Source organism: Oleispirillum naphthae, from assembly GCA_027864655.1.
Classification (GTDB): domain Bacteria; phylum Pseudomonadota; class Alphaproteobacteria; order Rhodospirillales; family Rhodospirillaceae; genus Oleispirillum; species Oleispirillum naphthae.
Genome location: JAQAZG010000005.1, coordinates 78,607 through 104,661 on the forward strand (window position 1 = coordinate 78,607; position 26,055 = coordinate 104,661).

Consider the following 26,055-nt stretch of genomic DNA (forward strand, 5'->3'; position numbering starts at 1 on the left):
TTTCCTCAGAAGAGAGTCGCCTCGGGCAGGCTGACTTCCAGCAACTGGACGAAGACGATATAGACGAAGATCAGGATGCCGACGGTGGTGCCTGCGATCGGCAGGGGGCGGCGCGATCCCATGGCGGCCATGGTGAGCGGCAAAAACACCAGAGAGGACGCAAAGAAGCCGAAAATCCCGAGCGCCCAGCTGTAGGCCGCAAGCAGCACGAGCAGCGACCAGAAGCGCCGGGGGTTGCGGCCGCCGGTTTCATCCTCGCCTGCGCCTGCGGTCCGGCGGCGCAGCGAGAAAACCAGGTCCGCCACGCAGAGAATGCCCAGCGACCAGGCGAGGAACCGCACGTAGCTTGCGGTCGAGCCCTGGACGAAGGCGGGATAGCCTGCCGTGCTGCGGTGAAGCAGCACGGCAAGCAGCAGAAAACCGGCCAGCAGGGCCGGCCCGACGAGACGCTTGTTCATTACCACGGGCTCTTGTCGTAATAGCGCTTGGTCTCAACCTGCAAGTCCTTGAGGTACTTCAGGTATTCCGGGCCGGTCATCGGCAGGAGGAACTGGTTGTCCTTTTCCGCCGCGGCGATGAAGCCGGGGTCGTTCTGCACCTTGAGGAAGAGGTCGTCGAGCTTCTTGATGATCTTGGCGGGCACCTTGGCGGAGACCACGAAGCCGCGGGTGGCGGTCATCTCCACCGGATATCCCTGCTCGATGCCGGTGGGCACGTCGGGCAGAAGGGTGCTGCGCTTCTTGGTGAGGATGGCGATGATCCGCGCCTGCCCCGCCTTGTGCTGCGCGAACATCTGCGACAGGTTCATGAAGCTCGCGTCCACATGGGCGCCGAGCACCGCGGCCTTCTGTTCGGTGGAACCCTTGGTCGGCATCAGGTTGAAATCGACGCCCGCGTTCTCCTCGAACTTCTTGGCGGCGATGAAGTCGTCGGAGCCGATGCCGTTGACCGCGACGGTCATGCTCTTGCCCTTGGCGGCCTTGGCGAAGTCGGCGAGGGTCTTGTAGGGGCTTTCGGGCGGCACCACGACGATTTCCGGGTCGTCGTTGAGGTTGCCCATCACGTGGAAGCTGTCGAGGGTGTAGCGGGCGCGCTTGGAGACGATGTGCGCCACCACCTGGGTGGTGAACACCATGCCGATGGTCTGGCCGTCGGGCTTGGCTGCGGCGATTTCCTCGAAGCCCTTCTGCCCGCCGGAGCCGCCGACGTTCTTCACCACGAATTCGGCGCCGGGCCAGAACTTCTTGGCGGAGAGGATGAACAGGCGCGCGGTGGCGTCGGTGGAGCCGCCCGCCTTGGACGGAACGATGATGGTCACCGGGCCTTCCGGGTACTCGGCGTGCGCCGCAAGAGGCGCCGCCAGGCATATGGCGAGGGCGACCGGGATGATGCGCTTCAGCATGGAGTTCCTCCGTGTATTTGTTACAGACGGATTAACTTTTTATGTTACTTTTATGACAGTACCGTGTTATGCCGCCCTTCGGGGGGGTGTCAACCTGGAAAACGAGACTCCGGTTCCGACCGGGCCGTTATGCCGGGAAAGGACCGTCCGGACAGAAGGGCAACCCTCGGAAATCCGGAAGAATCGGCAGCCGAACAGAGGAGTCGGGAGAGGATCGTGCGGCGCCGCCGGGGGGAGGGCCGAGAGACTCCGGGATGACCTCCCCATGAGGGTGGAATGCAGATATCTGGTACCTATGAACTGACGATGATCCTCGGCGCGGCGACCCTGCTGCTGTGGGGGGTCAGGATGGCGCGTACCGGCGTGATGCGCATCTACGGGTCGCAGATCCACAAGACCCTGCCGCGCGCCCTGGACAACCCGGTGATTGCGCTTTTGATCGGCGCGGGCGCGGCCACCGCCCTGCAAAGCTCCATCGCGGTCGCGGTGTTCACCTCCGGGCTCGCCGCGGTGGGGGTGATCCCGGTGGCGGACGGCCTGCTCCTGCTGCTCGGCGCGGATGCGGGCAGCGCCCTGGTGGCGGCGCTGCTCACCCTCAATCTCAAGGCGATGTGGCCGATCCTGATGTTCGTCGGCTACCTGCTGCATGCGGTCTTCAGCGACACCGCCTCCCCCTTCAAGCAGGTCGGGCGGATCATGCTCGGCATCGCGATGATCCTCATCGCCCTCGCCTTCATGAGCCAGGTGTCGAGCTCGCTCGCCGCAAGCGGCCTGATCAAGATCATCGTCTCTTCGCTCGGCAGCGAACTGCTCATCGCGCTTCTGCTGTTCGCGGTGCTCACCTGGCTCGCGCACTCCTCCATCGCCATCCTTCTGTTCTGGGCGTCGCTGGTGCAGACCGGCGTCACCTCCGACCCCGACCTGATCATCGCCGCGCTCTTCGGCATCAACCTCGGCAACGCCCTGCCGCCGATCATCATGACCTGGAGCCAGGCGGCCCCGGCGCGGCGCATCGTCTTCGGCAACGCGCTGTTCAAGCTCACCGGCGTGGCCGCCGGTTTCATCTGCCTGCACCTGATCGACGGCCTCTACGCCAGGATGCCGGGGGAGCCTGGCTTCCGCGTGATGATCCTCCACATCCTGTTCAACATCGCGCTGATCGTGATGTTCGCCGCCTTCGTCACGCCGATCGCCCGCGTCCTCGAAAAGTGGTTCGCCGATCCGCCCAAGCCCGCCGACGACGTGGGGCCGAAATACATTCCCACCGCCACCGCAACCGACGCCGGCGCCCGCCCCGAACTGCTGCCGGTGACCGCGCTGTCGCGCGAGGTGCTGCGCATCGTCGGCACCATCGAGACGATGCTGGAAACGACGCTGGAAATGCTGACCACCGGCGCGGCGGAGAAGGCGCAGGACATCGCCAAGATGGAAAGCAAGGTGGACACCCTGTTCACCGCGGTGCGCGCCTATGCGGTGGACCTCACCCGCAAGGGCATGAGCGACGAGGAGCAGCACAAGGTGACGGCGCTGCTGCGCTATACCGCCAGCCTGGAGAACGCGGGCGACGTGATCAGCAAGGCGATGGTCGGCATCTCCAAGTCGATGAAGAAGGCGGGCCGCAGCTTCTCGCCGGAAGGCAAGGAGGAGATCGCCACCCTCTTCCACTACCTGGTCGGCAACACCCAGCTCGCCGCCGAGGTGATCATGGCGTGGAACCAGGACACCGCGGGCGTCCTGGTGCAGCGCAAGCGCGAACTCAAGAAGATGTGCACCGACAGCTCGGAACGGCACTTCGCCCGGCTGAGCGAGGGCATCTCGCGCACCATGGAAAGCAGCTCGGCCCACCTCGAACTGATCCTCAACATCCGCTGGATCAACGGCCAGGTCTCCTGCATCGCCTACGAGGCGCTGCCCGGCACGGAACCGGCGGACGAGGGCGTGGTGGAAGGCCTGAACGGCCACCCGGAGTGAGCGAGGGTGGTGCCCTGCCCTGGAATTGATCTGAGCTGGGAAAAGAAAGGGGGTATTCCTGCCTCGGGAAGGCCCGCTGGTACTCTCGCTGCCTTCGGCGGTCGGTTCCAGTGTTCTCTCACGCCCCATTCCCTGTTTTCAAGGGGTTGATGGTGGTGCCGCATAGCCAGGAAAAGAGCAGGGGGCGATGCACTTTTGCGCGTAATTGAGACGATGGCTTTATCTCGGTAGATCTCTTCTAATGAAGCGCATGTTATTTTTATCTCAATATGTTTCTAGCATTATGATAAATATAAAAGCATATCAGGCATGTTTTAGGAGAGATGAGGATGGGCCGTGCACCAGGAGATACAAATTTATCGCTGCGTGAAAAGCGGTTAAAGGCGGAGAATGAAAAGCTTAAGGTGGAGAATGCCGCATTGAAAGAAAAAATAAAGATAGAGAAAAAGATATCAAAATTACGTTCAAAAGAATTGAAGAGCCGTATCGGCGATTAGGTTGGTTGATTCTGTTATCTAGATTTAGTTTTTGCGTGAAGCGCCATCTGTCTACCATACGGTAGGATGGCCCCATGGCGTTATACGCAAAGGCCAAAGTTATGGGGAGCGCGAGGGGACCGAGTCCCCTCGTAAGGTTTTGGTTTTTCCCGCCTCAGAGGTACGGCGGGGTGCAGGCGGAGACCAGGGTGCAGGTTTCGTCGAAGGGATTGCGGAAGCGGTGGATCTGGCGGCTGTCGAAGAGGTAGGAATCGCCCGGTCCGAGAATGAACTTGCGCCCCTCGACGGTGAGTTCGATCCGCCCGGAGATGACGACGCCGCCCTCCTGGCTTTCGTGCTTGAGCATCGAGCGTCCGGTGTCGGCGCCGGGCTGGTAGGTCTCGAAGAGAATCTGCAACTGGTGCTTGGCCGCGTCGCCGACCTGGCGGAAGGAGATCGCGCCCTTGTTCTTGCGCTCGATCTCGCAGGCGATCTCGATCATCTCGTCCTGGCCGAAGACGATGCGCTCCGCCGCCGGGATCTCCTGGCTGAAGAATTCCGACAGCGTCATCGGAATGCCCTCCAGCACCTTGCGCAGGCTCGCCACCGAGGGGCTGTTGCGGTTCTGCTCGATCAGCGAGATGGTGCCGTTGGTCACACCGGCGCGGCGCGCCAGTTCGCGCTGCGACATTCCGGCGGTCTCGCGCACCGCGCGCAGGCGGGTTCCGACATCGAAGTCCATACGCGTCTCCCTCTCCCAACGCCTTCATAGTACGGGAAAAGTCTCCCCGGTCCAGTCCGGCGTTGGCTTTTCGCCGCGGGACGCCTAGTCTGGATTCTTCCAGACGACAGGGAGTTTCCAAGCATGCGCATTCTGGTGGTCGGCGCCGGCGGGATCGGCGGCTATTTCGGCGGGCGGCTGTTGCAGGCGGGCCGCGACGTGACCTTTCTGGTGCGGCCGGGCCGCGCCAAGCTTCTCACCGAGAACGGCTTCACCATCAGGAGCCCGCTCGGCGACTACCACCACCCGACGCCGCCCCTGATCACCGCCGACCGTCTGGACGGCGCGCCCTACGACCTGATCATCCTCAGCTGCAAGGCCTACGACCTCGCCGACGCGATGGCCTCCTTCGCCCCGGCGGTGGGGGAGGAGACGCTGATCCTGCCGCTGTTGAACGGCATGACCCACCTCGAATCCCTCGACGACCGCTTCGGCGCGGCGCATGTGCTGGGCGGGCTGTGCCTGATCTCCTCGGGCACCGACGAGACCGGCGCGATCCTCCACTTCAACCGGATGAACACCCTGGTGTTCGGCGCGCGCGCCGGCGGCCAGGCGGCCGAGGCCGGTCTGATCGCCGAGGCGCTGGGCGATGCCGGGTTCATCATGCGCCACAGCCAGGCGATCGTTCAGGAAATGTGGGAGAAGTGGGTGTTCATCGCGGTCGGCGCGGGGATCACCTGCCTGATGCGCGCCGCGGTCTGCGACATCATCGAGGCGGGCGGCGCGGGCGTGGTCAACGGCCTGTTCGAGGAATGCGCCGCGATTTCCGCCGCCGCCGGGTTCCCGCCCGGCGAATGGCTGGCGAAGCAGAAGGAGTCCTTCCTGCTCAATCCGGAGTCCCCGCTGATGGCGTCGATGCTGCGCGACATCGAGCGCGGCGGCGCGGTGGAGGCCGACCATATCCTCGGCGCGCTGCTCGACCGTGCGCCGTGCGACGACGATGCGCCGCTCCTCACCCTCGCCTTTATGCACCTCAAGGCCTACGAGGCGCGCCGCGCCCGCGAGGCCTCGTAACCGCTCAGAACGCGGCGCACGCCCCGCTCTTCGCCCCGGTGTCGAGGAAGGCTTCGAGGCAGTCGGCGTATTTGTCGGTGAATTCCCGCGTCGCCGCGCCGTAGTGGCCGGAGGGATTGCCGTCCGCGTCCTTGCGGACGAGCATGCGCGGGTCGTTCTCGTAGATCACCACCGCGGCCTGGCCGCGCGCGGCGAAGGCTTGCCGCGCCAGCGCCGCTTTCTCTTCCGCCTGCGGGTTGTAGGGGTCCTTGCCGAAGAAGGCGATGGCGATGCGCGGCGCCGCGGGCAGGCGTTCGACGGTCTGCCGCCACTCGTCGGGGGCGGAAAGCACGCTGGCGCTGCCGGTGCCGTTTTCCGCCGGGGCGGTGGCGAGCACCGCATCGACCAGCGGCGCGGCCTTGGCGTTCTCCAGGATGTGCAGGCTCTGGATCGCGCCGCGCGACTGCCCGGCCAGCACGATGCGCTTGTAGCCCAGTGCCTTGAGTTGCGGCAGCGAGGACTCGAGGTGGGAAAGCGCCCACCACAGCTGGTCGTAGTCGGGGTCGCGGTCGAAGCGCAGGATATCCCACCCCGCGAGGTTGAGCCGGTTGACGATGGGATAGGCCGCGCCCTTGCGCTGGTCGATCGTGCCGTGCTTGCCGTGCTGCCAGACGATCACGCCCTTGGCCCGCTCGGGGCCGCGGTAAAAGTATTCCGGTCCGGAGGTGAAGTCGCCGACGCTGAAGGATATCTCGCGCAGCGCATATGCCGCGCCGGGATGGACGATCTCCGCATCCGCGGCATAGACCGCGCAGGCGTTCTCCCGCTTTGCCTTGGCCTCCCGCGCGGCGCAGTATTTGAGCGCCCCCTCGGCGGCTTTTTCGCGCGAGGCGTGGCTCCACGCGGTGCCGAAAGCGCCGTCCGGCGAGACCGCGAAGGCGCGGTGTCCCGGCATGCCGAGGAAGAGGCCGCGCCAGATCGAGAGAATCTCCTCGGAGCGGGCCGGCCCCCGGTACTCGGTGAGGCGGGCGATCTCCGCATCGGTGTGCGGCACGAACGGCGTTTCGGCGCGGACCGGCGCGGCGAACAGCGCGGCGGCGCAGGCGGCGGACACTATGGGGAGTTTCATCGGCGATCGGGCCTCCTCTGCCGGACGGCAGGGAGGGTCGGGGAAAAATGCGGCGAATCCGTGGTGGATTCACCGCATTCCAAGGACCATCAGCCGAGGCCGGGGATTTCCACCCCCGCCACCTGGACCAGCAGCACCAGGTTGAGCGCCAGCACGATGGCGCAGCCGACCACCGCGGCGATCTGCACCGGGCGCGGGTTGGCGAAGCGGCCCATGATGTCGCGCCGCCCGGTGAACCACACCAGGGCGAGCATCGGCACCGGCAGGGCGAAGCTCAGCACCACCTGGCTCAGCACCAGGGCGTGGGTGGCGTTGACCCCCAGGCCGACGACGGCGAAGGCCGGGGCCATGGTGACCAGGCGGCGCAGCCACACCGGGATGGAAAAGCCGACGAAGCCCTGCATGATCATCTGCCCGGCCATGGTGCCGACCACCGAACTGGAGACGCCGGAGAAGATCAGCGAGACCAGGAAGATCGCCGCCGCGCCCGCGCCGAGAAGCGGCGTGAGGGTGTGATAGGCGGTCTCGATCTCGGCGACGTCGGGGTGCCCGGCGTGGAAGGCGGCGGAGGCCATCATCACCATCGCCATGTTGACCAGCCCGGCGATGGCGAGGGCGATCACCACCTCGCGGTGGGAGAAGCGCACCAGCTTGCCGCGTTCCGCCTCGTCGCGCGCCGGGGCGCGGTTCTGGGTGAGGCCGGAGTGCAGGTAGACGGCGTGCGGCATCACCGTGGCGCCGATGATCCCCACCGCGATGGTCAGCGCCCCGGCGTCGGGCAGGCGCGGCACCGCCACCCCGGCGGCGACGCCGCTCCACGAGATCGGGGCGATCAGCACCTCGACGAGGTAGCACAGGCCGATGGTGCCGACCATCGCGCCGATGACGACCTCCATGCGGCGGAAGCCGGAACGCTCCAGCAGCAGGATGGCGTAGGTGACGATGGCGGTCACCGTCATCCCCGCCATCAGCGGCATGTCGAACAGCAGCGCCAGGCCGATCGCGCCGCCGACGAACTCGGCGAGGTCGGTGGCCATCGCCGCCACCTCGCTCACCGCCCACATCGCCCAGACCAGGGGCGCGGGCAGGCGGTCGCGGCAGACCTCGGCGAGGTTGCGGTTGGTGACGATGCCGAGCTTGGCGGACAGCGCCTGGAACAGCATGGCGATGAGGTTGGCGGCGACCACCACCCAGAGCAGGGCATAGCCGTAGTGCGCGCCCGCCTGGATGTTGGTGGCGAAGTTGCCGGGGTCCATGTAGGCGATCGAGGCGATCACCGCCGGACCGGCGAACAGGAGAGAGGAGGAGAGGCCGCGGCGCCGCCCGGCGAGCGCCTCGCGGATGGCGATGGTGGTCGGGTCGGCCAATCCGGCGGCGGGGTAGGCCTGGGCGATTGCCTGCGATGTCATGGCCCTCTCCTGTAAATGAGAAGCATTCTCAATATAGCTTACGCTAAATCTTATGCAAGAGGCTTCAGCATGTGCCCCGTGCTATCCCGACAACGAATTGGCGGAAAAGGGTTTTCCACGGCGGGTGGATTGCGCGGAAGGGCGGGTTTGGCTATTCTGGAGGACGACTCGCATGGAGAGACGCATGGCCGCCGTAAAGCCCCCCGCCCGCAAGGAGCGCCGCCTGCTGACGCCGGAGACCCACGTCGAGGGCTTCCGCCTGGCGCGCGCGGTGCGCCGCGTCGAACTGGTGGAGGACTATGTGGAGCTGATCGCCGACCTCATCGACGCGGGCGGCGAGGCGCGGCAGGTGGACATCGCGGCGCGCATGGGCGTGGCGCAGCCCACGGTGGCGCGCATGCTCGCCCGCATGGCCGAGGACGGCCTGGTGGACAAGGAACCCTATCGCGGCGTCTTCCTCACTCCGGCAGGCCGCCGCCTGGCGGAAGAGAGCCGCGACCGCCACCAGGTGGTGGAGGCCTTCCTGCTCTCCATCGGCGTTCCCGCGGAAACCGCGCGCAAGGACGCGGAGGGCATCGAGCACCACGTCAGCCGCGAAACCCTGGAAACCATGCGCCGCCGGCTGGCGAAGCAGGGGTGAGACAAAAAAACGGCGGCCGAAGGGCTGCCGTTTCCGCGTTGGGGAGGGGATGCCTCAGGCCTGCTTGGCGCCGGCGCTCGCCGAGCGCACCTCCTCGATGAAGCGCTCCACGTCGCCCTTCATCGCGTCCGACTTCTGCGACAGCGCCTTCGCCGCCTCCTGCACGGTGCGCGAGGCGTTGCCGGTTTCCTGTGCGCCCGCATTCAGGCCTGCGATGTTCTCGCTCACCTCCTGGGCGCTGTTCGCCGCCTGCGAGATGCTGCGCGCGATGTCGGCGGTGGTGGCCTGCTGTTCCTCCACCGCGGCGGCGACCGAGGCGGTGATCGAGGTGACCGAGGACATCACCTGGGAGATCGCGGCGATCTCCTTGGCGGTGGTCTGGCTCGCCTCCTGCACCGCCATCACCTGGCTCGAGATCTCCTCGGTGGCGCGCGCCGTCTGGTTGGCGAGGTTCTTCACTTCGCCCGCGACCACGGCGAAACCCTTGCCCGCCTCGCCCGCGCGCGCCGCCTCGATGGTGGCGTTGAGGGCGAGAAGGTTGGTCTGGCTCGCCACGTCGTTGATCATCTGCACCACCTCGCCGATCTTCTGGGCGGTGGTCTCCAGGCTGCCGACCAGGGCCTCGGCGTGGGCGGTCTGCTCCGCCGCCTGCTTGACGATGGCGTCGGCCTCGTCGATGCGGCGGGCGATCTCGGAGATCGACATGTTCATCTGCTCGGTGGCGGCGGCGACGGAATCGACGCTGCTGGAGGATTCCTGCGCCGCGTTGGCCACCGCGTTGGTCTGCATCGAGGTCTGCTCCGCCACCGCCGACATCGTGGTGGAGGTCGCCTCCAGCCCCTGCGCCGCGGCCAGCAGGTCGCCGATCGAGGCGCGCATGCGGTCGTTGAACTCCAGCGTCAGGGACTGCACCTTGAGCGCCCGCTCCTCGCGTGCCTTGCGCTCGCGTTCCGCCTCCTGTGCGGCAACCCTGCGGGTGAGGGCGTTCTGCCGCCAGGCGTCCACCGCCACCGCGATGCCGCCGATCTCGTCGTGGCGGCCGGTGTGCGGCACGGTGACATCGAAGCTGCCGTTCGCCAGAACCTTGAGCGCGTCCGCGATGTCGCGGATCGGCCGCCCGATCGAGCGCCCGAGCCTCCACGAAAAGAAGAAGGAGCCGAGCAGCACCACCAGCGAGATGGCGAGTTGGGTGCGCAGGGTCGATTTGAAGCCGTCGATGCGCACCGCGAGCAGGCGGTCGAGTTCGTCGTTGCCTGCGACCGAAAGGGTGCGGCCCGCCGCGTGCAGCGCCGCCCCGGCGGCGGAGAGTTCGGCGGCGGTCGGGCGCGTGCCGTTGCCCGCCATCGCGTCGAGCTTGCCGATCAGGGTGGCGCGCGCCGCGGTGAAGGCCGCATACGGGGCTTCCAGCGCCGCCTTGGTGGTGCCGGTGAGGTTGCCGCGGATCGCCGAGGCGACGTCGGTCGCCACGCCGTCCAGCGCCCCCGTCAACTCGCCTTTGAGCGAGACGAAGCCGAGCATCTGCTCCATCGAGACCTGCCCGGCGGTCAGCATCTTCTGCGCCGCATCGAGCGTCTTGAGCGTGGCGACCTCGGTGGCGGGCAGCTTCACCGTGATCAGGTCCTGCACGTAGTAGCTGTCGAGATCGGGGTCGAGGGTGAGGTTGGAACCGTCCTGCACCCGCGTGATGTGGGTGGAAGCCGCCTCCATCGCCGGGAAGTAGGCGGCAAGGCCGCTCCCCTTGGGCAGCGCCGCCGCGGCGGCCACCGCCTTGGCCGCGGCCGCGGCGGGCTCCACCGTGTTCATCGCGGCGGCGAGTTCGGCATCCTTGGCCTTCGCCGCGGCGGCGGCGCGGCCGAGAGCCGCGGCATCGCCCTTGCCGATGGCGAGGTTGACCAGAGCGTCCATCTCGTCGCGCAGCACCCGGAAATACCGGCTGCCGCTCATCTCCTGCTCGGAGAAGACGATGCTGACGTTGGTCTGGCCGACGAAGAAATAGGTAAGAAGAAAAACCGGAAGCAGAAAAGTCGCGGAGAGAGCCGTCAACTTGGCGTTGATGCGTAATTTGTCCAGCATGAGTCTTTTTTCCCCCAGCCGCTTACCCCCTTGTGCCGCACCGCGGCGCGCGCGACACGAGAACGTATTCCGATTTTTGTGAAACCCCTTGAAACGACGTAATGGAGTAAGTGTGTCTTTTTTTATGGCGCTCCGTCAAGGCGGCAAAGACATGCATAAGATTCATGCAAATGCGCCAATTTTGCAGGGCGCGGCGCGCGGGGCTGGACAGCCGCCCTCATGGGCCCTACCTTCGCGGACGGGGGAGAACCGCGGATTTCCGTGACGAAGGAGCATGGTCAGGTGCCGTTCTTAACCGCCAAGGCAGCGCCGCCCGGATTGCCGGACGGGGTGCGCAAGAGCCGCATCGTCGCGGTCATCGTCGGCGTGGTGGCGCTGGGTTTCTCCCTGGTCACCGTCGCCAACTACTGGGTGTCGCGTTCCGCCATCCGCCAGGCGATCGTCGAAAGCGACCTGCCGCTCACCAGCGACACCCTGTATTCCGAAATCCAGCAGGACCTGCTCAAGCCGATCTTCGTCTCGTCGCTGATGGCGCACGACACCTTCCTGCGCGACTGGGTGCTGGCGGGGGAGAAGGACCCGGAGCAGATGGTCCGCTATCTCGACGAGATCAAGCGCAAGTACGACGCCTTCACCGCCTTCTTCGTTTCCGACCGCAGCCGCATCTATTACCAGAACAAGGGCATCCTCAAGACGGTGCGCGAGGACGAGCCGCGCGACGTGTGGTTCTTCCGGGTGCGCGGCATGGAGCGTCCCTACGAGACCAACGTCGATCCCGACATGGCGAACGAGGACAGCATCACCATCTTCATCAATTTCCGGGTGCTGGACTATGCCGGGCGCTTCCTCGGCGCCACCGGCGTCGGCCTGCGGGCGACCGCGGTGAAGCAACTGGTGGAGCGCTACCAGCGCGAGTACCGCCGCACCGTCTACTTCGTGGACCGCAAGGGCATGCTCGTGCTCTACGGCCACGAGATGGACGCCGCCGAGCCGGACATCCGCAAGCGCCCGGGCATCTCCGCGGTGGCCGGGGCGCTGCTCGGGCAGGAACACGGGCGCTTCGAATACCACGCCGCCAACGGCGCGACGATCTTCCTCAACAGCCGCTTCATCCCCGACCTCGACTGGTATCTCCTGGTGGAGCAGAACGGCGACGCGGCGCTCGCCCCCGCGCGGCGCACCCTGGTGCAGAACCTCGCGGTCGGCCTCTTCGCCACCCTGGTGGTGACCTGGCTGTGCGCGGTTCTGGTGCGGCGCTCGCAGCGCCACCTCGAGGAACTCGCCGCCACCGACGTGCTCACCGGCGCGCTCAGCCGGCTGGCCTTCGACGTGGTGTTCGCGCAGACGCGCCAGCGCGCCAAACGCGACGCCAAGCCGCTGGCGCTCGCCTTCTTCGACATCGACCATTTCAAGGAAATCAACGACCGCCTCGGCCATGCGATGGGCGATGCCGCCCTGGTCGCGGTGGTGGAGCGCCTGCGCGCCGAGGTGCGCTCCGGCGATGCGCTCTGCCGCTGGGGCGGCGAGGAATTCCTGCTGCTGCTGGAGGACTGCGACCTGAGCCAGGCGCGCGAGGTGGCGGAGAAGGCGCGCCAGTCCCTGCTCGCCGCGCCGCTCGAACTCGACGAAGGGCCGGCGCTTGCGGCGACGGTGAGCGTCGGCGTCGCCGAACTCAAGCCCGGCGAGGACGCCGACGGCCTGATCGCGCGCGCCGACGCGGCGCTCTACGCCGCCAAGGCGGCGGGCCGCAACCGCGTCGTCTGCGCCAACTAGCCCCTACGCGGACAACTGGTCCTGCACCAGGCGCACCCAGTAGGTGGAGCCGAGCGCCAGGGCCTCGTCGTTGAAGTCGTAGAGCGGCCGGTGCAGGTGCGCGCCGCCGGTGCCGTTGCCGATGAAGATCATCGCGCCCGGCACCCTCTCCAGCATGAAGGCGAAGTCCTCCGCGCCGGTGCGCTGCGGCATCGCGGTGTCCACGCGGTTGGCGCCGACGATCGCCGTGGCGGCCGCGGCGGCGGCCTCGGTCTGCTCCGCGGCGTTGACCAGCGGCGGATAGCGCCGCAGGTAGTCGAGTTTCGCGGTGCAGCCGTAAGTGGCGGCGAGGCCGAGGGCGACCTCGGTGAGGCGGCGCTCCAGGGTGTCGCGCACCTCGGCGGCATAGCTGCGCGCGGTGCCGCGCACCACCACCTCGGAGGGGATGATGTTGGGGGAATTGGCATCCCCCGCCGCGATGTGGCCGACGCTCAGCACCGCGGGTTCGATGGCGGAGACGTTGCGCCCGATGATTCCCTGCGTCGCCAGCACGAAGGCGGCGGCGGGCTGGGTCGGGTCGGTGGCGAGGTGCGCGCCGGAGCCGCCGTGGCCGCCGGTGCCGCAGAAGGTGGCGGTCCAGGTGTCGCTCGCCGCCAGCATCGGGCCGGTGCGCAGGGCGAAGCGGCCGAGCTCCACCTCCGGCGCGTTGTGCATGCCGTAGACCGCCGCCATCGGAAAGCGCTCCATCAGCCCTTCCTCGATCATCACCCGCGCGCCGCCCAGGCCCTCCTCGGCGGGCTGGAAGATGAAGCGCACGGTGCCCGAGAAGTCCGGGTTCTCCGCCAGATAGCGCGCCGCGCCCAAGAGCATCGCGGTGTGGCCGTCGTGGCCGCAGGCGTGCATCTTGCCCGGAACCTGCGAGGCATAGGGCAGGCCGGTCTTCTCGGTGATGAACAGGGCGTCCATGTCGGCGCGCAGGCCGATCGCGCGGTTGCCCGGATGCCGCCCTTCGAGGGTGCCGACGACGCCGGTCTTGGCGATGCCTTCGGCCACCGTGATCCCCCAGGCGCGCAGGCGCTCCGCCACCAGGGCGGCGGTGCGGGTCTCTTCGAAACCGGCCTCCGGATGGGCGTGGATGTCGCGGCGGATGGCGATCAGTTCCTTCTCGAAGGCGCGGATCGCCGCAAGAACGGTGGCGGGCGGCGTGGGACTCACGATGTCATGCTCTCGGTTGTGAAAGGGGGGCTATCTTGGGACGCCAGGACCGCAGGCGCAAGGCGTTGCTCACCACGCTGACCGAACTCATCGCCATCGCCGCGCCCGCCAATGTGGGGTGCAGCAGGCCCAGCGCCGCCACCGGAATGCCGACGACGTTGTAGGCGAAGGCCCAGAACAGGTTCTGGCGGATGGTGCGCCGCGTCGCGTGCGCGATGTCGAAGGTGGCGGCCACCAGCCGCGGGTCCGGGCGCATCAGGGTGATGCCCGCGGTCTCCATCGCCACGTCGGTGCCGCCGCCCACCGCGATGCCCACGTCCGCCGCGGCGAGCGCCGGGGCGTCGTTGACGCCGTCGCCGATCACCGCCACCACGCGGCCCTGGGCGCGCAGGTCGGCGACGCGGTGCGCCTTGTCCTCCGGCCGTGCCGCGCCGGAGAAGTGGACGATGCCGAGCTCGCCCGCGATGCGCGCGGTGGCCGCCGCGCTGTCGCCGGAAAGCATCCACGGGGTGAGGCCGCGCGCCTTCAGCGCGGCGACGGCGGCGGCGGATTCCGGCCGCGGCGTATCGGTCATGCCGATCGCGCCGAGCAATGCGCCCTCCGCCGCCACCAGGGCGACGCTGCGGCCCTTTTCCTGCCACTCCCGCACCAGGCCGGCCAGCGGCGCGGCGGAAACGCCTTCCCGCTCCAGCAGGTCGGCGGTGCCGATGACGATGCGGCGGCCCTCCACCGTGGCGGTGATTCCGGCCCCGCCGACGGCGCGGAAGCCGGAAACCGGCGGCAGCGCCATGCCCGCCGCCTTGGCGAGTATCGCCCTGGCGAGCGGATGCTCGCTGCCCGCCTGCGCCGCGGCGGCGAGGCGCAGCATCCCGGTTTCGTCGGCGAGCGCGTGCAGGGCGGTCACCTGCGGCCGCCCCTCGGTGAGGGTGCCGGTCTTGTCGAAGATCACCGTATCCACCGCGTCGGCGCGCTCCAGCGTCTCGATGTCGCGGATCAGGATGCCCGCCTTCGCCGCCGCGCCGGTGCCCGCCACCAGCGCCGCGGGCGTGGCGAGGCCGAGCGCGCACGGGCAGGCGATGACGAGAACCGAAACCGCGGCGGTCACCGCATGCTCCAGCGGCGCGCCCGCCAGCAGCCAGGCGCAGAAGGCGAGGAACGCCACCCCCGCCACCACCGGCACGAACACCGCCGCCACCTTGTCCACCAGGCGCTGGATCGGCGCCTTGCCGCCCTGCGCCGCGGAGACCAGGGCGACGATGCGCGCCAGCGTGGTGTCCGCGCCGACGCGGGCGGCGGACAGCCGCACCAGGCCGGAGCCGTTGATCGACCCGGCGGCCATGCGGTCGCCGACCTGTTTTTCCACCGGCAGGCTCTCGCCGGTGAGCAGGGATTCGTCGGCCTCGGTCGCGCCGTCGGTCACGTCGCCGTCCACCGGCACGCGCTCGCCGGGTTTGACGATGACGACGTCGCCCACCGCCACCTCGGCCACCGGCACCCGCGCCTGTTCGCCGTCGCGCTCCACCAGCGCGTCCTCGGGGCGCAGCGCCATCAGCGCGCGGATCGCCGCGGTGGTGCCGCGCTTCGCCCGTTCCTCCAGCCACTTGCCGAACAGCACCAGGGTGACGATCAGCGCCGCCGCCTCGAAATAGAGATGCGGCGGCCGCCCCACGGGCGCGGCCTGCCACAGATAAATGCTGAAGAAGAACGCCACCGAGGTGCCGAGGGAAACCAGAACGTCCATGTTGGCCGCGCCGTGGCGCAAGGCCTTCACCGCGCCGACGTGGAAGCGCCAGCCCGCGCCGAACTCCACGGGAATCGCCAGAGCCAATTGCGCCCACGGCGGCAGCAGCCCGCCGTGACCGAACGCCATCGCCACCATCTCCACGAGGAACGGCGCGGAAAGCACCGCGGAGAGCAGCAGCAAGCGCCCGGCGGCGGCATCCCGCGCCGCGGCCTCCGCCGCATCCGCGGTGGAAGCGCCCTCGCCGCTCTGCAACTTCGCGGAAAATCCCGCTTCCGCCACCGCGGCGGCAAGCGGCGCGGGGTCGGGGTCGGCGTCCGCGATTTCCACCTCGGCGGTGGCGAGCGCCAGGTTGACGCTCGCGGAGACCACGCCCGGCACGGCGGCCAGCGCCTTTTCCACCGCGCCGGAACACCCGGCGCAGCGCATGCCGCCGATGTCGAAACGCAGGACTTGCGTCGCCACGCCATAGCCCGCGTCGCGCACCGCCGCCACCACGTCCTGCGCGGTGGCGGGCGGGTCGAGCGTCACCTCGGCGGTGGCCAGGGCGAAGTTCACCGCCGCATCCCGCGCGCCGGGCAGGCGCGTGAGCGCACGCTCCACCGCGCCCGCGCAGCCCGCACAGCTCATGCCGGTGACGGCCAGACGCAAAGGATGCGCGGACGCGGCCATCACAACGGCTGCGCGGTGTATCCGGCGGCTTCCACCGCCGCCACCAGGGCCGCGGTCTCGCCGCCCTCCACGGTGGCATGCCCGGTCGGCAGGTCCACCACCACGCGCTCCACTCCCGGCGTGGCCAGCAGCGCCTTCTCCACGGCGGCGACGCACCCGGCGCAGCCCATGCCGCCGATGCTCAAAACGATCGATTGCGTGCTCATTGCGGGAAACTCCATACGCTGAGAACGATTCTTAATGTGGGGCCGCGCAGTGTCCGCGCGCAAGCGGGAAAAAACCAGGCCGGGCCCTGCCCGGACCCGCAAGGGGTCGCGGACCCCTTGACTCCCTAAGTTTTTTCGCCGCGAAGCGGCAGTCAACCGTCACGCCGCGCGATGGCTCTATGGCGCTGCGCGCAAAAAAGAAAAGTTATGGGGAGCGCGAGGGGACCGAGTCCCCTCGCAACGGTTTGGTTTTCAAGCGAACAGGCCCTTCACGCCGCGCGTCATGCTGTCGTAGGCGCGGGTGAGTTGGGCGTCGGTGATGCAGTAGGGCGGCAGCAGGTAGAGGACGTTGCCGAGCGGCCGGATGAGCATGTTCTCCGCCTTGAAGAATTCCTTGAGGCGGAGGCCGACGGCAGCGCCGAGGCCTTTTTCGCCGCTGCCGGTTTCGATGCTGACCGCGGCGATGGTGCCGCAGATGCGGGGTTTGTTCACGCCGCGGAGTTTGGCGAGTCCGGGCAGGGCGGCGCGGTGGAAGGCCTCGATTTCGGCGCGGCGTTGGGCGCAGGCGGGGGAGAGCAGCAGTTTCAGCGAGGCGTTGCCCGCGGCGCAGCCGAGCGGGTTGGCGGTATAGGAGTGGCCGTGGAGGAAGGCCTTGGCGGTATCCTCGGAGAGGAAGGCCGCATAGACCGCCTCGGTGGTGACGGTGGCGGCCATCGGCAGGAAGCCGCCGGTGATGCCCTTGGAGAGGCAGACGAAGTCCGGCGTCACCTGCGCCTTGAGGCAGGCGAAGAGGTCGCCGAGGCGGCCGAAGCCGGTCATCACCTCGTCGAAGATGACCAGCGCGCCCGCGGCCTTGAGTTTTTCCGTCCACGCCTTGAGGAACGCCGGGCGGCACATCCGCATGCCGCCCGCGCCCTGCACCAGGGGTTCGACGATGGCGGCGGCCACCGCATCGCCGTGCTCGGCGAGGTAGGCGTCGAGGGCGGCGAGCGCCTTGGCTTCCTTGGCGTCCACGGCTTCGTCGCCGTCCCAGGTGGGGGCGTTGGGCATGGTATCGACGGAGAACAGCATCCCGCCCCAGACGTCGAAGATGCCGCAGCTCACCCCTGCCGACATCGCGCCCACGGTGTCGCCGTGGTAGGCGCCCTCCATCGCGACGAAGCGGGTGCGGCGGGCGTCGCCGCGGTTTTTGGCGTACTGCACCGCCATCTTCATCGCCACCTCGACGGCGGTGGAGCCGTTGTCGGAATAGAAGACGCGGGTGAGGGGTTCCGGCAGCAGGGCGGCGATGCCCTCGGCGAGGTCCACCGCCGGGGCGTGGGTGCAGGTGGCGAAGATCACCTGTTCCAGGGTGTGCGCCTGGTGCGCCACCGCGTCGGCGATCGCCGGGTGGGCGTGGCCGTGCAGGTTGACCCACCACGAGGAGATCATGTCGAGGATTTCGTTGCCGTCGGCGTCGGTGATCACCGCGCCCTGCGCCTTGACCGCCGCGATCGGCTCCGGCGCGGTCTGCGCCTGGGTGAAGGGGTGCCAGATGACGCGGCGGTCGCGGGCGAGAAGGTCGGAGGTCATGGGGCAACTCCTTGCAGCAGCGGCGCGAAGGCGGCGGCGAGGCCGGGCAGCGCCTGCGCGGCGGAAAGCAGGCGCGCGGGCGTCGGCTCCGGGATGAAGGGCAGGGCGCCGAGGCAGGGCACGCCGGAAAAGCGGGTGATGGTGCGCGGGTTGTCGGCGCGGATGAAGGCGTCGGCAGGGTCCTGCGGACGGGTTTCGTTGAGCACCACGCCGAGCACCGGGATGCGGCGCGCGGTCAGGGCTTCCAGCGAGAGCAGCACGTGGTTGATGCTGCCCAGCCCGGCGCGGCCGACCAGCACCACCGGCAGGGCGAGGGCGGCGAACAGGTCGATCATCATCTCGGAGCCGTTGAGCGGCACCATCAGGCCGCCCGCGCCCTCCACCACGATGGCGGCGTGGCGCGCGGCGAGGGCGGCCGCGGCCGCGGCGATGGCGGCGACGCTGGGCGGGGTTTCCCCCGGCGCGGCGGCAAGATGCGGCGAGCATGCGGGTTCGAAGCAGAAGGGCTGCATCAGGACGCGTTCCGCGGGGTCGGGGTCGAGGCCGAGCATGCCGAGGGTGTAGTCGAGGTCCGGCGCGTGCCAGAGGCCGCCCGCATCCCGGGAAGCGCCGGTCTGCGTCGGCTTCATCGGCGCGAGGTCGAGCCCCGCGTGCCGCAGCCACAGGGCGAGCGCGGCGGTGGTCATGGTCTTGCCGACGTCGGTATCGGTGCCGGTGACGACGAAGCCCCTGGGCATGGGCAGGCTCCTTTCGTTTCAGCGGTGGGCGATCAGGGTGAGCACCCGGTAGGTGGCGGGCACCCCCGCATCGCTGCGGAAGTCCCGTTCGTAGGCGGCGGTGAGGCGGTGCACCTCGCGCGGGGAGAGCGGCTTGGAGGCCCCCTTGAAGGTCGCGCCGATGCCCTTGAACGACTTCAGCACCGCGAAGGCATCGGGGTAGGGGATGGCGATGTCCTGCGCCTCTTCGTGGATGACGGAAAGGCCCGCGGCGGCGGCCCAGGCGGCGTAGGCCTCTTCCGGCGGATAGGAGAGGGCTTGCAGCGGGCGCTTCAGCGCCACCGCATGGGCGGCGGCAAGCTCGAACAGGGTGCCGTGCACCGGCGTCGCGAGGGCGAAGATTCCCCCCGGCGCGAGGGCGGCGGCGAAGCGGACGATGGTCCCCGGCTTGTCGGCGAACCACTGCATGGCGAAGGACGAGGCGACGAGGTCGAAGGCGTTGCCCTCGGCGTCGAAGTCCTCCGCATCGCCGCAGAGGAAGACGTGCGGATACGGCCAGGCGGCGCGGCAGGCGCCGACCATGGCGGGCGCGAGGTCCATGCCCGCCAGCCGCGCGGCGGGGAAGCGCCGCGTCAGTTCGCGCGTCAGCACGCCGGTGCCGCAGCCGATGTCGAGGACGGTGCGCGGCGAGAAGCCGGGCGGCAGGATTGAAGCCAGGTGCCGCGCGGCGGGGATCTGTACCGCCGCGTTGTCCTCGTAGGTGGCGGCGGCGGCGGAAAAGTTGGCGGCGACGGCGGATTTGACGACGCTCATCGCTCTTCTCCTGCGCCGGTCAGCGCGGCCAGCACCTCGGCGACCATGCGCGGATGGGTGAGCGGCAGGGCGTGGCTGCCGCCCGCCACCGCCAGCACCGTGACCTGCGGCAGGCCGTCGGCGAGCTGCTGCGCCGCGTGGGCTCCGACGATGCGGTCGTCGTCGCCCTGCATCGCCACCGTGGGCACCGCGATGCGCGGCAGCAGGCGGCGCAGGTCGGTCTCGGCCAGGGCGGCGAGGCCCGCGTCCAGGGCCTTGGCGTCCAAGGGCGCGAGGATGGCGGGGATGTCGTCGAAGTCGAAGCCGGTGCGGTCCCCGGCCAGGGCCTCGGCCCAGAAGGCCTGGACGATGCCTTTGGCGTCGCGGCGCAGGCCCTGGCGCATCGCGCGCAGCGAGGCGGCATCGGCGCCGAGGCCGCTCTCGTCGGCGAGCAGGCGCACCGGGGTGGCGAGCAGCAGCAGGGCGGAGAACAGCTCCGGCGCGGCGAGCGCGGCCTTGAGCGCGATCTGTCCGCCGAGCGACCAGGCCGCGGCGGCGACCGGCGCGTCGGCGGCGTTGCCCGCGGCGGCGTTGGCCCGGGCCGCGGCGTCTTTCATCGCGCCCGCGGGATCGGTCAGGCCGTCCCACCAGTTGAGGTGCGCGGCCGGGGCGTCCTGCGGCAGGGCGGCGATCACCGCGTCCCACGCCTTGGGGCCGGTGGACCAGCCGGAGCAGAACACCACGGCGGCGGTCATTGCAGCACTCCGAGGTCGCGGCCCACGGCGGCGAAGGCGTCCGCCGCGGCGGCGAGGTCGGCGGCGGAATGCGCGCGGGTGACGGTGAGGCGCAGCCGCGCGGTGCCGGGCGGCACCGTCGGCGGGCGGATCGCGCCGCAGAGGATGCGCTTTTCCGCCAGGCGATCGGCGAAGGCGAGCGCGGCGTGGTTGTCGCCCACCATCACCGGCAGGATCGGCGAGGCGACGGCGGGCGGCATGGCGAAATCCGCCGCGGCGAGCAGGGCGTGCATGTGGCGCGCCCGGTCCATCAGCCCCTCGCCCAGCGCTCCGCGGTGTTCGATGAAGAGGCCGAGCGCGGCGTGGGAGGCGGCGATGCAGGCGGGCGGCAGGCCGGTGGAATAGATGAAGCTGCGCGCGCGGTTGACGATCAGCGCGGCGAGCGCGTGCGAACACGCGGCGAAGCCGCCGTAGCTGCCGAAGGCCTTGCCCATGCCGCAGGTGAGCACGTCGGGGGTCATCCCCAGTTCGGCGCACAGGCCCGCGCCCGCGGGGCCGAGCACGCCGATGGCGTGGCTCTCGTCCACCACGAGGAGCGCGCCCGCGCGGCGGGCGATGGCGAAGATTTCGGCGAGCGGCGCGGCGTCGCCGTCCATCGAGAAGATCGAATCGGTCACCACGATGCGGGTTTCGCCCTCCTGCGCCGGGTGGCGGGAGAGCAGGGTCTCGAGGTGGGCGGTGTCGTTGTGGCGGTAGCGGTGCCACTTGCCCCCCGACATCAAGGCGCCGTCGATCAGGCTCGCGTGGTTGAGCCGGTCGCAGAAGACCTGGGCGCGATTCCCGGCGAGCGCGGGGATCACTCCGAGATTGGTGAGGAAGCCGCTGCCGAACACCAGCGCCGTCTCCATGCCGGTGAAGTCGGCGAGCGCGGATTCCAGGGCGGCGTGCACGGTGAGATGACCGGAGGTCAGGCGCGAGCCGCCCGACGAACAGCCGAGCTGCCGCACCGCCGCGGTGGCGGCGTCGGCGAGCGCCGGATGGTGGGCAAGGTCGAGGTAGTCGTTGGACGAGAAGTTGAGCCACGTCTCGCCGCCGATCTCCAGTTTGCCGCGGTTGTCGGGCAGGGCCCTGAGGCTGCGCAAGAGTCCGCGCCGCTTCAGGTCCGAGAGCGCCTGGTCCGGTGTCATCGTCCGCGTCCCTATGCCGCGGTGGCGCCGAGCGAGTCCTCGGAGGCGGATTCCACCTCCACCTCGAAGCCCAGGTCCTTGATCATTTCGACCGCCTCGTTCGGGGTCTGGCCGTCGCAGGTGAGATAGCCTTCCACGAAGATCGAGTTGGCCGCGTACATCGCCAAGGGCTGTAGCGAGCGCAGGTGGAATTCCCGCCCGCCGGCGACGCGCAGGTCCACGTCCGGATGCATGAAACGGGCGAGAGCCAGCGCCTTCAGGCACTTGCGCGGCGTGAGGTTGGGGTCGAGGTCGCCGAACGGCGTGCCCGGCACCGGAATCAGGAAGTTGACCGGAATCGACCGCGGCCCGATCGTGCGCAGCGCATCGAACATGTCGAAGATGTCGTCCTCGGTCTCGCCCTGGCCGATGATGCCGCCGGAGCAGATGTCCAGGCCCGCTTCCTTGGCGGTCATCAGGTTGTTCACGCGGTCGGCGTAGGTGTGCGAGGTGCAGATGTTGGCGTAGTGCCGCTCGCTGGTGTTGAGGTTGTGGTTGATGCGGTCCAGCCCCGCGTCCTTCAGCTTCTTCGCCTGGTCCAGCGACAAAAAGCCGATGGAGAGGCAAAGCTCGATCGAGGTCTCGGCCTTGATCGCGCGCACCATGTCGGCGAGGGTGTCGATCTCGCGGTCGGTGGGCTGGCCGCCGGACAGCGCCATGCAGTAGCGCTTGGCGTCCATGGCGGTGGCGCGCTGCGCCTCGTCCATCGCCTTTTCCTTCTGCCACAGCTTGTACTTCTCGATCGGCGCGTGAGAGACGCGCGACTGCGAGCAGTAGTGGCAGTCCTCGCCGCACAGCCCGCTCTTGATGTTGCTCAAGAGCTGCACGTGCACGCGGTTGCCGCGATAGTGGCGGCGCACCTTGTAGGCGGCGGCCAGGATGTCCATCACCGCGTCGTCCGGCGCGGCGAGCACCGCGATCCCCTGTTCGCGGCTGAGCGGTTGCTTGGCGATCGCCTGTTCGGCGAGAGCTTGGTAGTTCATGGCGGTTCCCCTTCCGTCCACTTTACACGAAATGCAAACGGGCCGGACCATACCCCCCGGTGAGACGCCTGTCCAGGTTCACCGGCGTAGACGCGTATGCTTGCCTTGACGGCGCGGCCGGCGCATCCTCTGCGGTCACGGGGCAACCGGCCGGGACGCGGCCGGATGGAGGGAGGCCACGCGCACCGTCCGGGGGGCTTTGCGTGGGGGCGCGACTCCCCATATATCGCTTAGCAGGCCTGTTCTCGTGGGTGGCGCGCAGATGTAAGGGTAGGGCGATGGGGTCGGTGGTTTCGGTCACGGAATCGGGTGAGGCGGGCGTTGCGATGCCGAGTGTGGCGGCGCGAGCCGGCGAACCCGGCCTGCGCATCGACCGCCGCGGCGTCTGGTCCTATGCCGGCGAGCCCTTCGCCCGCAAGGACATGGTCTGCCTGCTCGCCTCGCGCCTGCGCCGCGCCGCCGACGGCGGTTACGAGGTGCTTCTGCCCTGCGATCCCCAGCCCCTGCCGGTCGCTGTGGAGGACGTGCCCTTCCTCGCGGTCGAGGTGTTCGTCTGCGGTGCGGGCGATGCGCAGGTGGTGAGCTTCCGCACCAACGTGGACCGCATCGTCACCCTGGACGCGGAACACCCGCTTTTTCTCGCGGAGGACCCGGAAAGCGGCGAATCGGTGCCGTATCTCAGCCTCGGCGACGGCATTTCGGCGCGTCTGTCGCGCCCCGTGTATTATGAACTCGCGGCCTTGGGCGAGGCGCGCCAGCACGATGGAAAGGACGTTATAGGTCTATGGAGCAGTCGGCAGTTCTTTGTTCTCGGCACGATGGTCTAGCCGGGGTTACGGTTTCGGACATCGCGGCGCGGCTGGCGCGCCTGGGGTCTTCGCCGATTCTCTCCGACCTTGGGGTTTCCGACGCATTGAACCGGGAGGCGGACCTCCTTTCGGTGACGCCGGGGCGCGAGGGCTGGCGCCCGAGCGTGGACAAGACCCAGCCCGCCGGGGTGCTGGTGCCGCTGGTCGAGCGTGACGGCGGCCTTTCCCTGCTGCTCACCCGCCGCACCGACCACCTGCATCATCATGCCGGGCAGATCTCGTTTCCCGGCGGCCGCAAGGAGGAGGCGGACCCCGACATCACCGCCACCGCCCTGCGCGAGACCGAGGAAGAGATCGGCCTGCCGCCCGCCGCGGTGCGGGTGCTCGGCGTGCTGCCGCAGTACGTGACGATTTCCGCCTATGCGATCACCCCGGTGGTCGGCGTGGTGACGCAGCCGTTCTCGCCGCGCCCCGACCCCTTCGAGGTGGCCGACGTGTTCGAGGTGCCGCTCGCCCACGTGCTCGACCCGGCGCACCACCAGCGCCACTTCCGCGAGGAGAACGGCCGCCGCCGCGGCTATTACGCCATCCCCTACGGCGACCGGCTGATCTGGGGGGCGACGGCGGGCATTCTGGTGAACTTCTCCCGCCTCATGGCCCCCGCATGACCAGCCTGCTGCTGCGCTACCTGCTGCCCTTCTTCGCGCCGTTTCTCGGCTATTTCGCCTGGGTGTGGCTGATGCGCCGCTTCGGCTCGGAACGCGAATGGACCCACCCCTGGCACGTGCTGTTCCTCGCCGGGACGCTCTGCCTGCTCGCGATGCTGGGGTTCTTCGCCCTCAGCGGCGGCGCGCCCGCCGGCTCCACCTACGTGCCGCCGGAATACACGGACGGCCGCATCGTCCCCGGCCACTACCTGCCGCCGAAAGACTGAAATTCTCCGGCGGCATCATGCATGGCGGAAGAGTGGACGGCCGTCATGGAAGTGCTTCGCCCCCGGGCGGAGCCCCGCATGCCGTCCCCCGGATGAAGACGCCGGGATATGCGCTCTAAGAGTGTCGTTTCCGTTCAATTCTCCATGATATGCGCCACATTCAGGAGAAGGCCGAGGGCCGACAATAACAAGAAGTAAAGTCTATCGTCAGATTCAGCGTATTGCGCTTATCGCTCGTGGGATGAAAATAAAATGATAGACGCCAAGCCGACGCTAATCGTGCGGAATGCCACGCCCAATGATATCCCGAATATTTTGCGGCTTTGTCTGAAAGTGTACGATGAGAAACTGTCGTATACGTCCGACCAAGTCCGAGGGCATATGAATGTCTTTCCCAAAGGGCAATTCGTCGCGGTCTACCAGGACGCCGTCGTGGGCTATTGCGCCACCTTCCGGACCGACGAAGCCACGGCCTTTCACTCTCACACCTGGGCTGAAATCACCGGCGGCGGCTATGCCTCCCGCCACGATCCGGATGGCGACTGGTTGTACGGCATGGAGGTTTGCGTCGACTCCGGCCATCGAGGTTTGCGCATCGGGCAGCGTCTCTATAATGCCCGCAAGGCGTTGGCCGTAGGCCTCAATCTGAAGGGGATCGTCTTCGGCGGACGGATTCCAGGGCTGGCGCGGCGCTGGAGGAGCGTGGGGTCGGCAGAAGCCTATGTCGAGGCGGTGGCCGACAAGCGGTTGCGGGACACAGTGCTGTCCTTCCAGTTGCGCAATGGCTTTGAGCTTCACGGAATTCTGCCGAAATATCTGCCGTTCGACAAAGAGTCAAAGGGGTATGCCGCGCACCTGGTCTGGCGAAATGCCCGCCGCACGGAATCGAGGCTGCTTACCACGCAGCAGCGGGGGCAGCTTCCCGATACCGTCCGCATCGGCGTCATTCAGTATCAGCAACGCCGCATCGCCTCTTTTGAGGAATTCAGGCAGCAGGTCGAATATTTCATCGATGCGCTCGCAAACTACAAAGCGGATTTTGCAGTGCTCCCGGAGCTGTTCAGTCTGCAATTGCTCTCGATAGAGAACGAGCAAATTCCGGCCAGGGAAGCGATTGCACGCCTCACTCAATATACCGAGCAGCTGAAGAAAATGCTCTCCGAGCTTGCGGTCAACTACAACATCAATATCATCGGCGGTTCACACCCGACACGTGGAGAAAACGACAGCATCCAGAATGTTTGTTACATATGTTTGCGGGATGGTTCGATTCATAGCCAAGCAAAAATCCATCCGACACCCAATGAGCGGTATTGGTGGAACATCCAGGGAGGCTCCGAACTCTCGGTGATTATGACCGACTGCGGCCCGATCGGCGTCAATATATGCTATGATTGCGAATTTCCCGAGCTTGCACGCCACCTCGTCGATCAAGGCATGCTGATGCTGTTCGTCCCCTTCTGCACCGACGAGCGCAAAAGTTATTTGCGGGTCCGCTATTGCGGTCAGGCGCGTGCGGTCGAGAATCAATGCTACGTCATCCTTGCGGGGAACGTCGGGAACCTGCCGAAGGTCGATAACATGGACATTCAGTACGCTCAAAGCTGCATTCTCTCTCCTTGCGATTTTCCGTTCGCACGGGATGGCGTAGCGGCGGATACCACGCCCAATGTCGAGATGGTTGCTCTCGCCGACCTTCGCCTGGACATTCTCGCTCAAGCGCGCCGTTCCGGCACGGTGCAGAACCTGAAGGACCGCCGCTTCGACCTCTATTCGGTCTCCTGGCTGCCAAGCTTTGCAGCGCTTCCGGACCTCCCATAACTTTTGGT

The 26,055-nt window shown here is 68.1% G+C and carries 24 protein-coding genes; 9 read left to right on the forward strand and 15 right to left on the reverse strand.

Features of this window, described 5'->3' with window-relative positions; all coding sequences use genetic code 11:
• Positions 1-5 precede the first annotated feature (5 nt).
• Complete coding sequence (locus O7R11_RS07165; protein ID WP_337996819.1) at positions 6-458, reverse strand: tripartite tricarboxylate transporter TctB family protein; 453 nt, start codon at positions 456-458, stop codon at positions 6-8.
• Positions 458-1,402, reverse strand: a complete 945-nt coding sequence (locus tag O7R11_RS07170) for a Bug family tripartite tricarboxylate transporter substrate binding protein (protein WP_337996820.1) — start codon at positions 1,400-1,402, stop codon at positions 458-460. The genes O7R11_RS07165 and O7R11_RS07170 overlap by 1 nt, the downstream gene beginning before the upstream one ends.
• Before the next feature lie 276 nt (positions 1,403-1,678).
• Here O7R11_RS07170 and O7R11_RS07175 point away from each other — a divergent pair, with 276 nt between their 5' ends.
• Complete coding sequence (locus O7R11_RS07175) at positions 1,679-3,373, forward strand: Na/Pi cotransporter family protein (protein ID WP_337996821.1); 1,695 nt, start codon at positions 1,679-1,681, stop codon at positions 3,371-3,373.
• A gap of 329 nt (positions 3,374-3,702) precedes the next feature.
• Positions 3,703-3,870 carry a hypothetical protein gene (locus O7R11_RS07180; RefSeq protein ID WP_337996822.1) on the forward strand — a complete coding sequence of 56 codons (168 nt, stop codon included), beginning with the start codon at positions 3,703-3,705 and terminating at the stop codon, positions 3,868-3,870.
• Positions 3,871-4,024: 154 nt separating this feature from the next.
• Here O7R11_RS07180 and O7R11_RS07185 read toward each other — a convergent pair whose 3' ends face one another.
• Complete coding sequence (locus tag O7R11_RS07185; RefSeq protein ID WP_337996823.1) at positions 4,025-4,591, reverse strand: cupin domain-containing protein; 567 nt, start codon at positions 4,589-4,591, stop codon at positions 4,025-4,027.
• A 123-nt stretch (positions 4,592-4,714) separates the two neighbouring features.
• Between O7R11_RS07185 and panE the strand changes: the two genes are divergently transcribed.
• Entirely contained in the window at positions 4,715-5,644 is a 930-nt protein-coding gene (gene panE / locus O7R11_RS07190) for a 2-dehydropantoate 2-reductase (protein ID WP_337996824.1), read from the forward strand.
• A gap of 4 nt (positions 5,645-5,648) precedes the next feature.
• Here the strand turns inward: panE and O7R11_RS07195 are convergent, their stop codons facing one another.
• Positions 5,649-6,752, reverse strand: coding sequence for a hypothetical protein (locus tag O7R11_RS07195; protein WP_337996825.1), 1,104 nt, complete (start codon positions 6,750-6,752; stop codon positions 5,649-5,651).
• Between the two features lie 89 nt (positions 6,753-6,841).
• Positions 6,842-8,161 (reverse strand): Nramp family divalent metal transporter, encoded by a 1,320-nt coding sequence (locus O7R11_RS07200; RefSeq protein WP_337996826.1) that lies wholly within the window; start codon positions 8,159-8,161, stop codon positions 6,842-6,844.
• Between the two features lie 184 nt (positions 8,162-8,345).
• On the opposite strand from O7R11_RS07200, the gene mntR reads away from it, so the two are divergent.
• A complete protein-coding gene (mntR, locus tag O7R11_RS07205) occupies positions 8,346-8,801 on the forward strand; it encodes a manganese-binding transcriptional regulator MntR (RefSeq protein ID WP_337996827.1) in 456 nt (151 codons plus the stop codon).
• 54 nt (positions 8,802-8,855) lie between these two features.
• Here mntR and O7R11_RS07210 read toward each other — a convergent pair whose 3' ends face one another.
• A complete protein-coding gene (locus O7R11_RS07210) occupies positions 8,856-10,874 on the reverse strand; it encodes a methyl-accepting chemotaxis protein (RefSeq protein ID WP_337996828.1) in 2,019 nt (672 codons plus the stop codon).
• A 282-nt stretch (positions 10,875-11,156) separates the two neighbouring features.
• On the opposite strand from O7R11_RS07210, the gene O7R11_RS07215 reads away from it, so the two are divergent.
• A complete protein-coding gene (locus tag O7R11_RS07215; RefSeq protein WP_337996829.1) occupies positions 11,157-12,647 on the forward strand; it encodes a sensor domain-containing diguanylate cyclase in 1,491 nt (496 codons plus the stop codon).
• Between the two features lie 3 nt (positions 12,648-12,650).
• Here O7R11_RS07215 and O7R11_RS07220 read toward each other — a convergent pair whose 3' ends face one another.
• From O7R11_RS07220 to bioB, 9 genes are all read right to left on the reverse strand, one after another.
• Positions 12,651-13,841, reverse strand: coding sequence for a M20 aminoacylase family protein (locus O7R11_RS07220; RefSeq protein ID WP_337996830.1), 1,191 nt, complete (start codon positions 13,839-13,841; stop codon positions 12,651-12,653).
• Positions 13,842-13,845: 4 nt separating this feature from the next.
• The gene (locus O7R11_RS07225; RefSeq protein ID WP_337996831.1) at positions 13,846-16,254 is read right to left on the reverse strand and encodes a heavy metal translocating P-type ATPase; all 2,409 of its coding nucleotides are present in this window, start codon (positions 16,252-16,254) and stop codon (positions 13,846-13,848) included.
• The gene (locus tag O7R11_RS07230) at positions 16,254-16,460 is read right to left on the reverse strand and encodes a heavy-metal-associated domain-containing protein (protein ID WP_337996832.1); all 207 of its coding nucleotides are present in this window, start codon (positions 16,458-16,460) and stop codon (positions 16,254-16,256) included. Before O7R11_RS07230 ends, O7R11_RS07225 begins: the two co-directional genes overlap by 1 nt.
• A 252-nt stretch (positions 16,461-16,712) precedes the next feature.
• Positions 16,713-18,032, reverse strand: coding sequence for an adenosylmethionine--8-amino-7-oxononanoate transaminase (gene bioA / locus O7R11_RS07235; RefSeq protein WP_337996833.1), 1,320 nt, complete (start codon positions 18,030-18,032; stop codon positions 16,713-16,715).
• A complete protein-coding gene (gene bioD / locus O7R11_RS07240) occupies positions 18,029-18,769 on the reverse strand; it encodes a dethiobiotin synthase (protein ID WP_337996834.1) in 741 nt (246 codons plus the stop codon). The genes bioA and bioD overlap by 4 nt, the downstream gene beginning before the upstream one ends.
• Positions 18,770-18,787: 18 nt before the next feature.
• The gene (locus O7R11_RS07245; protein ID WP_337996835.1) at positions 18,788-19,561 is read right to left on the reverse strand and encodes a methyltransferase domain-containing protein; all 774 of its coding nucleotides are present in this window, start codon (positions 19,559-19,561) and stop codon (positions 18,788-18,790) included.
• Complete coding sequence (locus tag O7R11_RS07250) at positions 19,558-20,295, reverse strand: alpha/beta fold hydrolase (protein WP_337996836.1); 738 nt, start codon at positions 20,293-20,295, stop codon at positions 19,558-19,560. The genes O7R11_RS07245 and O7R11_RS07250 overlap by 4 nt, the downstream gene beginning before the upstream one ends.
• Positions 20,292-21,461 (reverse strand): aminotransferase class I/II-fold pyridoxal phosphate-dependent enzyme, encoded by a 1,170-nt coding sequence (locus O7R11_RS07255; protein WP_337996837.1) that lies wholly within the window; start codon positions 21,459-21,461, stop codon positions 20,292-20,294. Before O7R11_RS07255 ends, O7R11_RS07250 begins: the two co-directional genes overlap by 4 nt.
• Before the next feature lie 11 nt (positions 21,462-21,472).
• Positions 21,473-22,483 carry a biotin synthase BioB gene (gene bioB / locus O7R11_RS07260; RefSeq protein ID WP_337996838.1) on the reverse strand — a complete coding sequence of 337 codons (1,011 nt, stop codon included), beginning with the start codon at positions 22,481-22,483 and terminating at the stop codon, positions 21,473-21,475.
• Between the two features lie 326 nt (positions 22,484-22,809).
• On the opposite strand from bioB, the gene O7R11_RS07265 reads away from it, so the two are divergent.
• From O7R11_RS07265 to O7R11_RS07280, 4 genes are all read left to right on the forward strand, one after another.
• On the forward strand, positions 22,810-23,310 hold the full coding sequence (locus O7R11_RS07265; protein WP_337996839.1) for a DUF1285 domain-containing protein: 501 nt from the start codon (positions 22,810-22,812) through the stop codon (positions 23,308-23,310).
• The gene (locus O7R11_RS07270) at positions 23,268-23,960 is read left to right on the forward strand and encodes a CoA pyrophosphatase (RefSeq protein ID WP_337996840.1); all 693 of its coding nucleotides are present in this window, start codon (positions 23,268-23,270) and stop codon (positions 23,958-23,960) included. The genes O7R11_RS07265 and O7R11_RS07270 overlap by 43 nt, the downstream gene beginning before the upstream one ends.
• Positions 23,957-24,226 carry a DUF6111 family protein gene (locus O7R11_RS07275; protein ID WP_337996841.1) on the forward strand — a complete coding sequence of 90 codons (270 nt, stop codon included), beginning with the start codon at positions 23,957-23,959 and terminating at the stop codon, positions 24,224-24,226. The genes O7R11_RS07270 and O7R11_RS07275 overlap by 4 nt, the downstream gene beginning before the upstream one ends.
• A gap of 252 nt (positions 24,227-24,478) precedes the next feature.
• Positions 24,479-26,047 (forward strand): nitrilase-related carbon-nitrogen hydrolase, encoded by a 1,569-nt coding sequence (locus O7R11_RS07280; protein ID WP_337996842.1) that lies wholly within the window; start codon positions 24,479-24,481, stop codon positions 26,045-26,047.
• Positions 26,048-26,055: the final 8 nt, after the last annotated feature.

What these genes read in the sequence shown, in the direction of transcription:
- O7R11_RS07270 (WP_337996840.1), top strand. Translation starts at nt 23,268, where the DNA reads ATGGAGCAGTCGGCAGTTCTTTGTTCTCGGCACGATGGTCTAGCCGGG.
- O7R11_RS07250 (WP_337996836.1), bottom strand. Translation starts at nt 20,295, where the DNA reads ATGACCGCCGCCGTGGTGTTCTGCTCCGGCTGGTCCACCGGCCCCAAG.
- O7R11_RS07275 (WP_337996841.1), top strand. Translation starts at nt 23,957, where the DNA reads ATGACCAGCCTGCTGCTGCGCTACCTGCTGCCCTTCTTCGCGCCGTTT.
- O7R11_RS07195 (WP_337996825.1), bottom strand. Translation starts at nt 6,752, where the DNA reads ATGAAACTCCCCATAGTGTCCGCCGCCTGCGCCGCCGCGCTGTTCGCC.
- O7R11_RS07165 (WP_337996819.1), bottom strand. Translation starts at nt 458, where the DNA reads ATGAACAAGCGTCTCGTCGGGCCGGCCCTGCTGGCCGGTTTTCTGCTG.
- O7R11_RS07170 (WP_337996820.1), bottom strand. Translation starts at nt 1,402, where the DNA reads ATGCTGAAGCGCATCATCCCGGTCGCCCTCGCCATATGCCTGGCGGCG.
- O7R11_RS07210 (WP_337996828.1), bottom strand. Translation starts at nt 10,874, where the DNA reads ATGCTGGACAAATTACGCATCAACGCCAAGTTGACGGCTCTCTCCGCG.
- O7R11_RS07185 (WP_337996823.1), bottom strand. Translation starts at nt 4,591, where the DNA reads ATGGACTTCGATGTCGGAACCCGCCTGCGCGCGGTGCGCGAGACCGCC.
- O7R11_RS07245 (WP_337996835.1), bottom strand. Translation starts at nt 19,561, where the DNA reads ATGAGCGTCGTCAAATCCGCCGTCGCCGCCAACTTTTCCGCCGCCGCC.
- O7R11_RS07175 (WP_337996821.1), top strand. Translation starts at nt 1,679, where the DNA reads ATGCAGATATCTGGTACCTATGAACTGACGATGATCCTCGGCGCGGCG.
- panE (WP_337996824.1), top strand. Translation starts at nt 4,715, where the DNA reads ATGCGCATTCTGGTGGTCGGCGCCGGCGGGATCGGCGGCTATTTCGGC.
- O7R11_RS07180 (WP_337996822.1), top strand. Translation starts at nt 3,703, where the DNA reads ATGGGCCGTGCACCAGGAGATACAAATTTATCGCTGCGTGAAAAGCGG.
- bioD (WP_337996834.1), bottom strand. Translation starts at nt 18,769, where the DNA reads ATGCCCAGGGGCTTCGTCGTCACCGGCACCGATACCGACGTCGGCAAG.
- O7R11_RS07255 (WP_337996837.1), bottom strand. Translation starts at nt 21,461, where the DNA reads ATGACACCGGACCAGGCGCTCTCGGACCTGAAGCGGCGCGGACTCTTG.
- O7R11_RS07225 (WP_337996831.1), bottom strand. Translation starts at nt 16,254, where the DNA reads ATGGCCGCGTCCGCGCATCCTTTGCGTCTGGCCGTCACCGGCATGAGC.
- bioA (WP_337996833.1), bottom strand. Translation starts at nt 18,032, where the DNA reads ATGACCTCCGACCTTCTCGCCCGCGACCGCCGCGTCATCTGGCACCCC.
- O7R11_RS07200 (WP_337996826.1), bottom strand. Translation starts at nt 8,161, where the DNA reads ATGACATCGCAGGCAATCGCCCAGGCCTACCCCGCCGCCGGATTGGCC.
- O7R11_RS07265 (WP_337996839.1), top strand. Translation starts at nt 22,810, where the DNA reads ATGCCGAGTGTGGCGGCGCGAGCCGGCGAACCCGGCCTGCGCATCGAC.
- O7R11_RS07280 (WP_337996842.1), top strand. Translation starts at nt 24,479, where the DNA reads ATGATAGACGCCAAGCCGACGCTAATCGTGCGGAATGCCACGCCCAAT.
- mntR (WP_337996827.1), top strand. Translation starts at nt 8,346, where the DNA reads ATGGCCGCCGTAAAGCCCCCCGCCCGCAAGGAGCGCCGCCTGCTGACG.
- bioB (WP_337996838.1), bottom strand. Translation starts at nt 22,483, where the DNA reads ATGAACTACCAAGCTCTCGCCGAACAGGCGATCGCCAAGCAACCGCTC.
- O7R11_RS07230 (WP_337996832.1), bottom strand. Translation starts at nt 16,460, where the DNA reads ATGAGCACGCAATCGATCGTTTTGAGCATCGGCGGCATGGGCTGCGCC.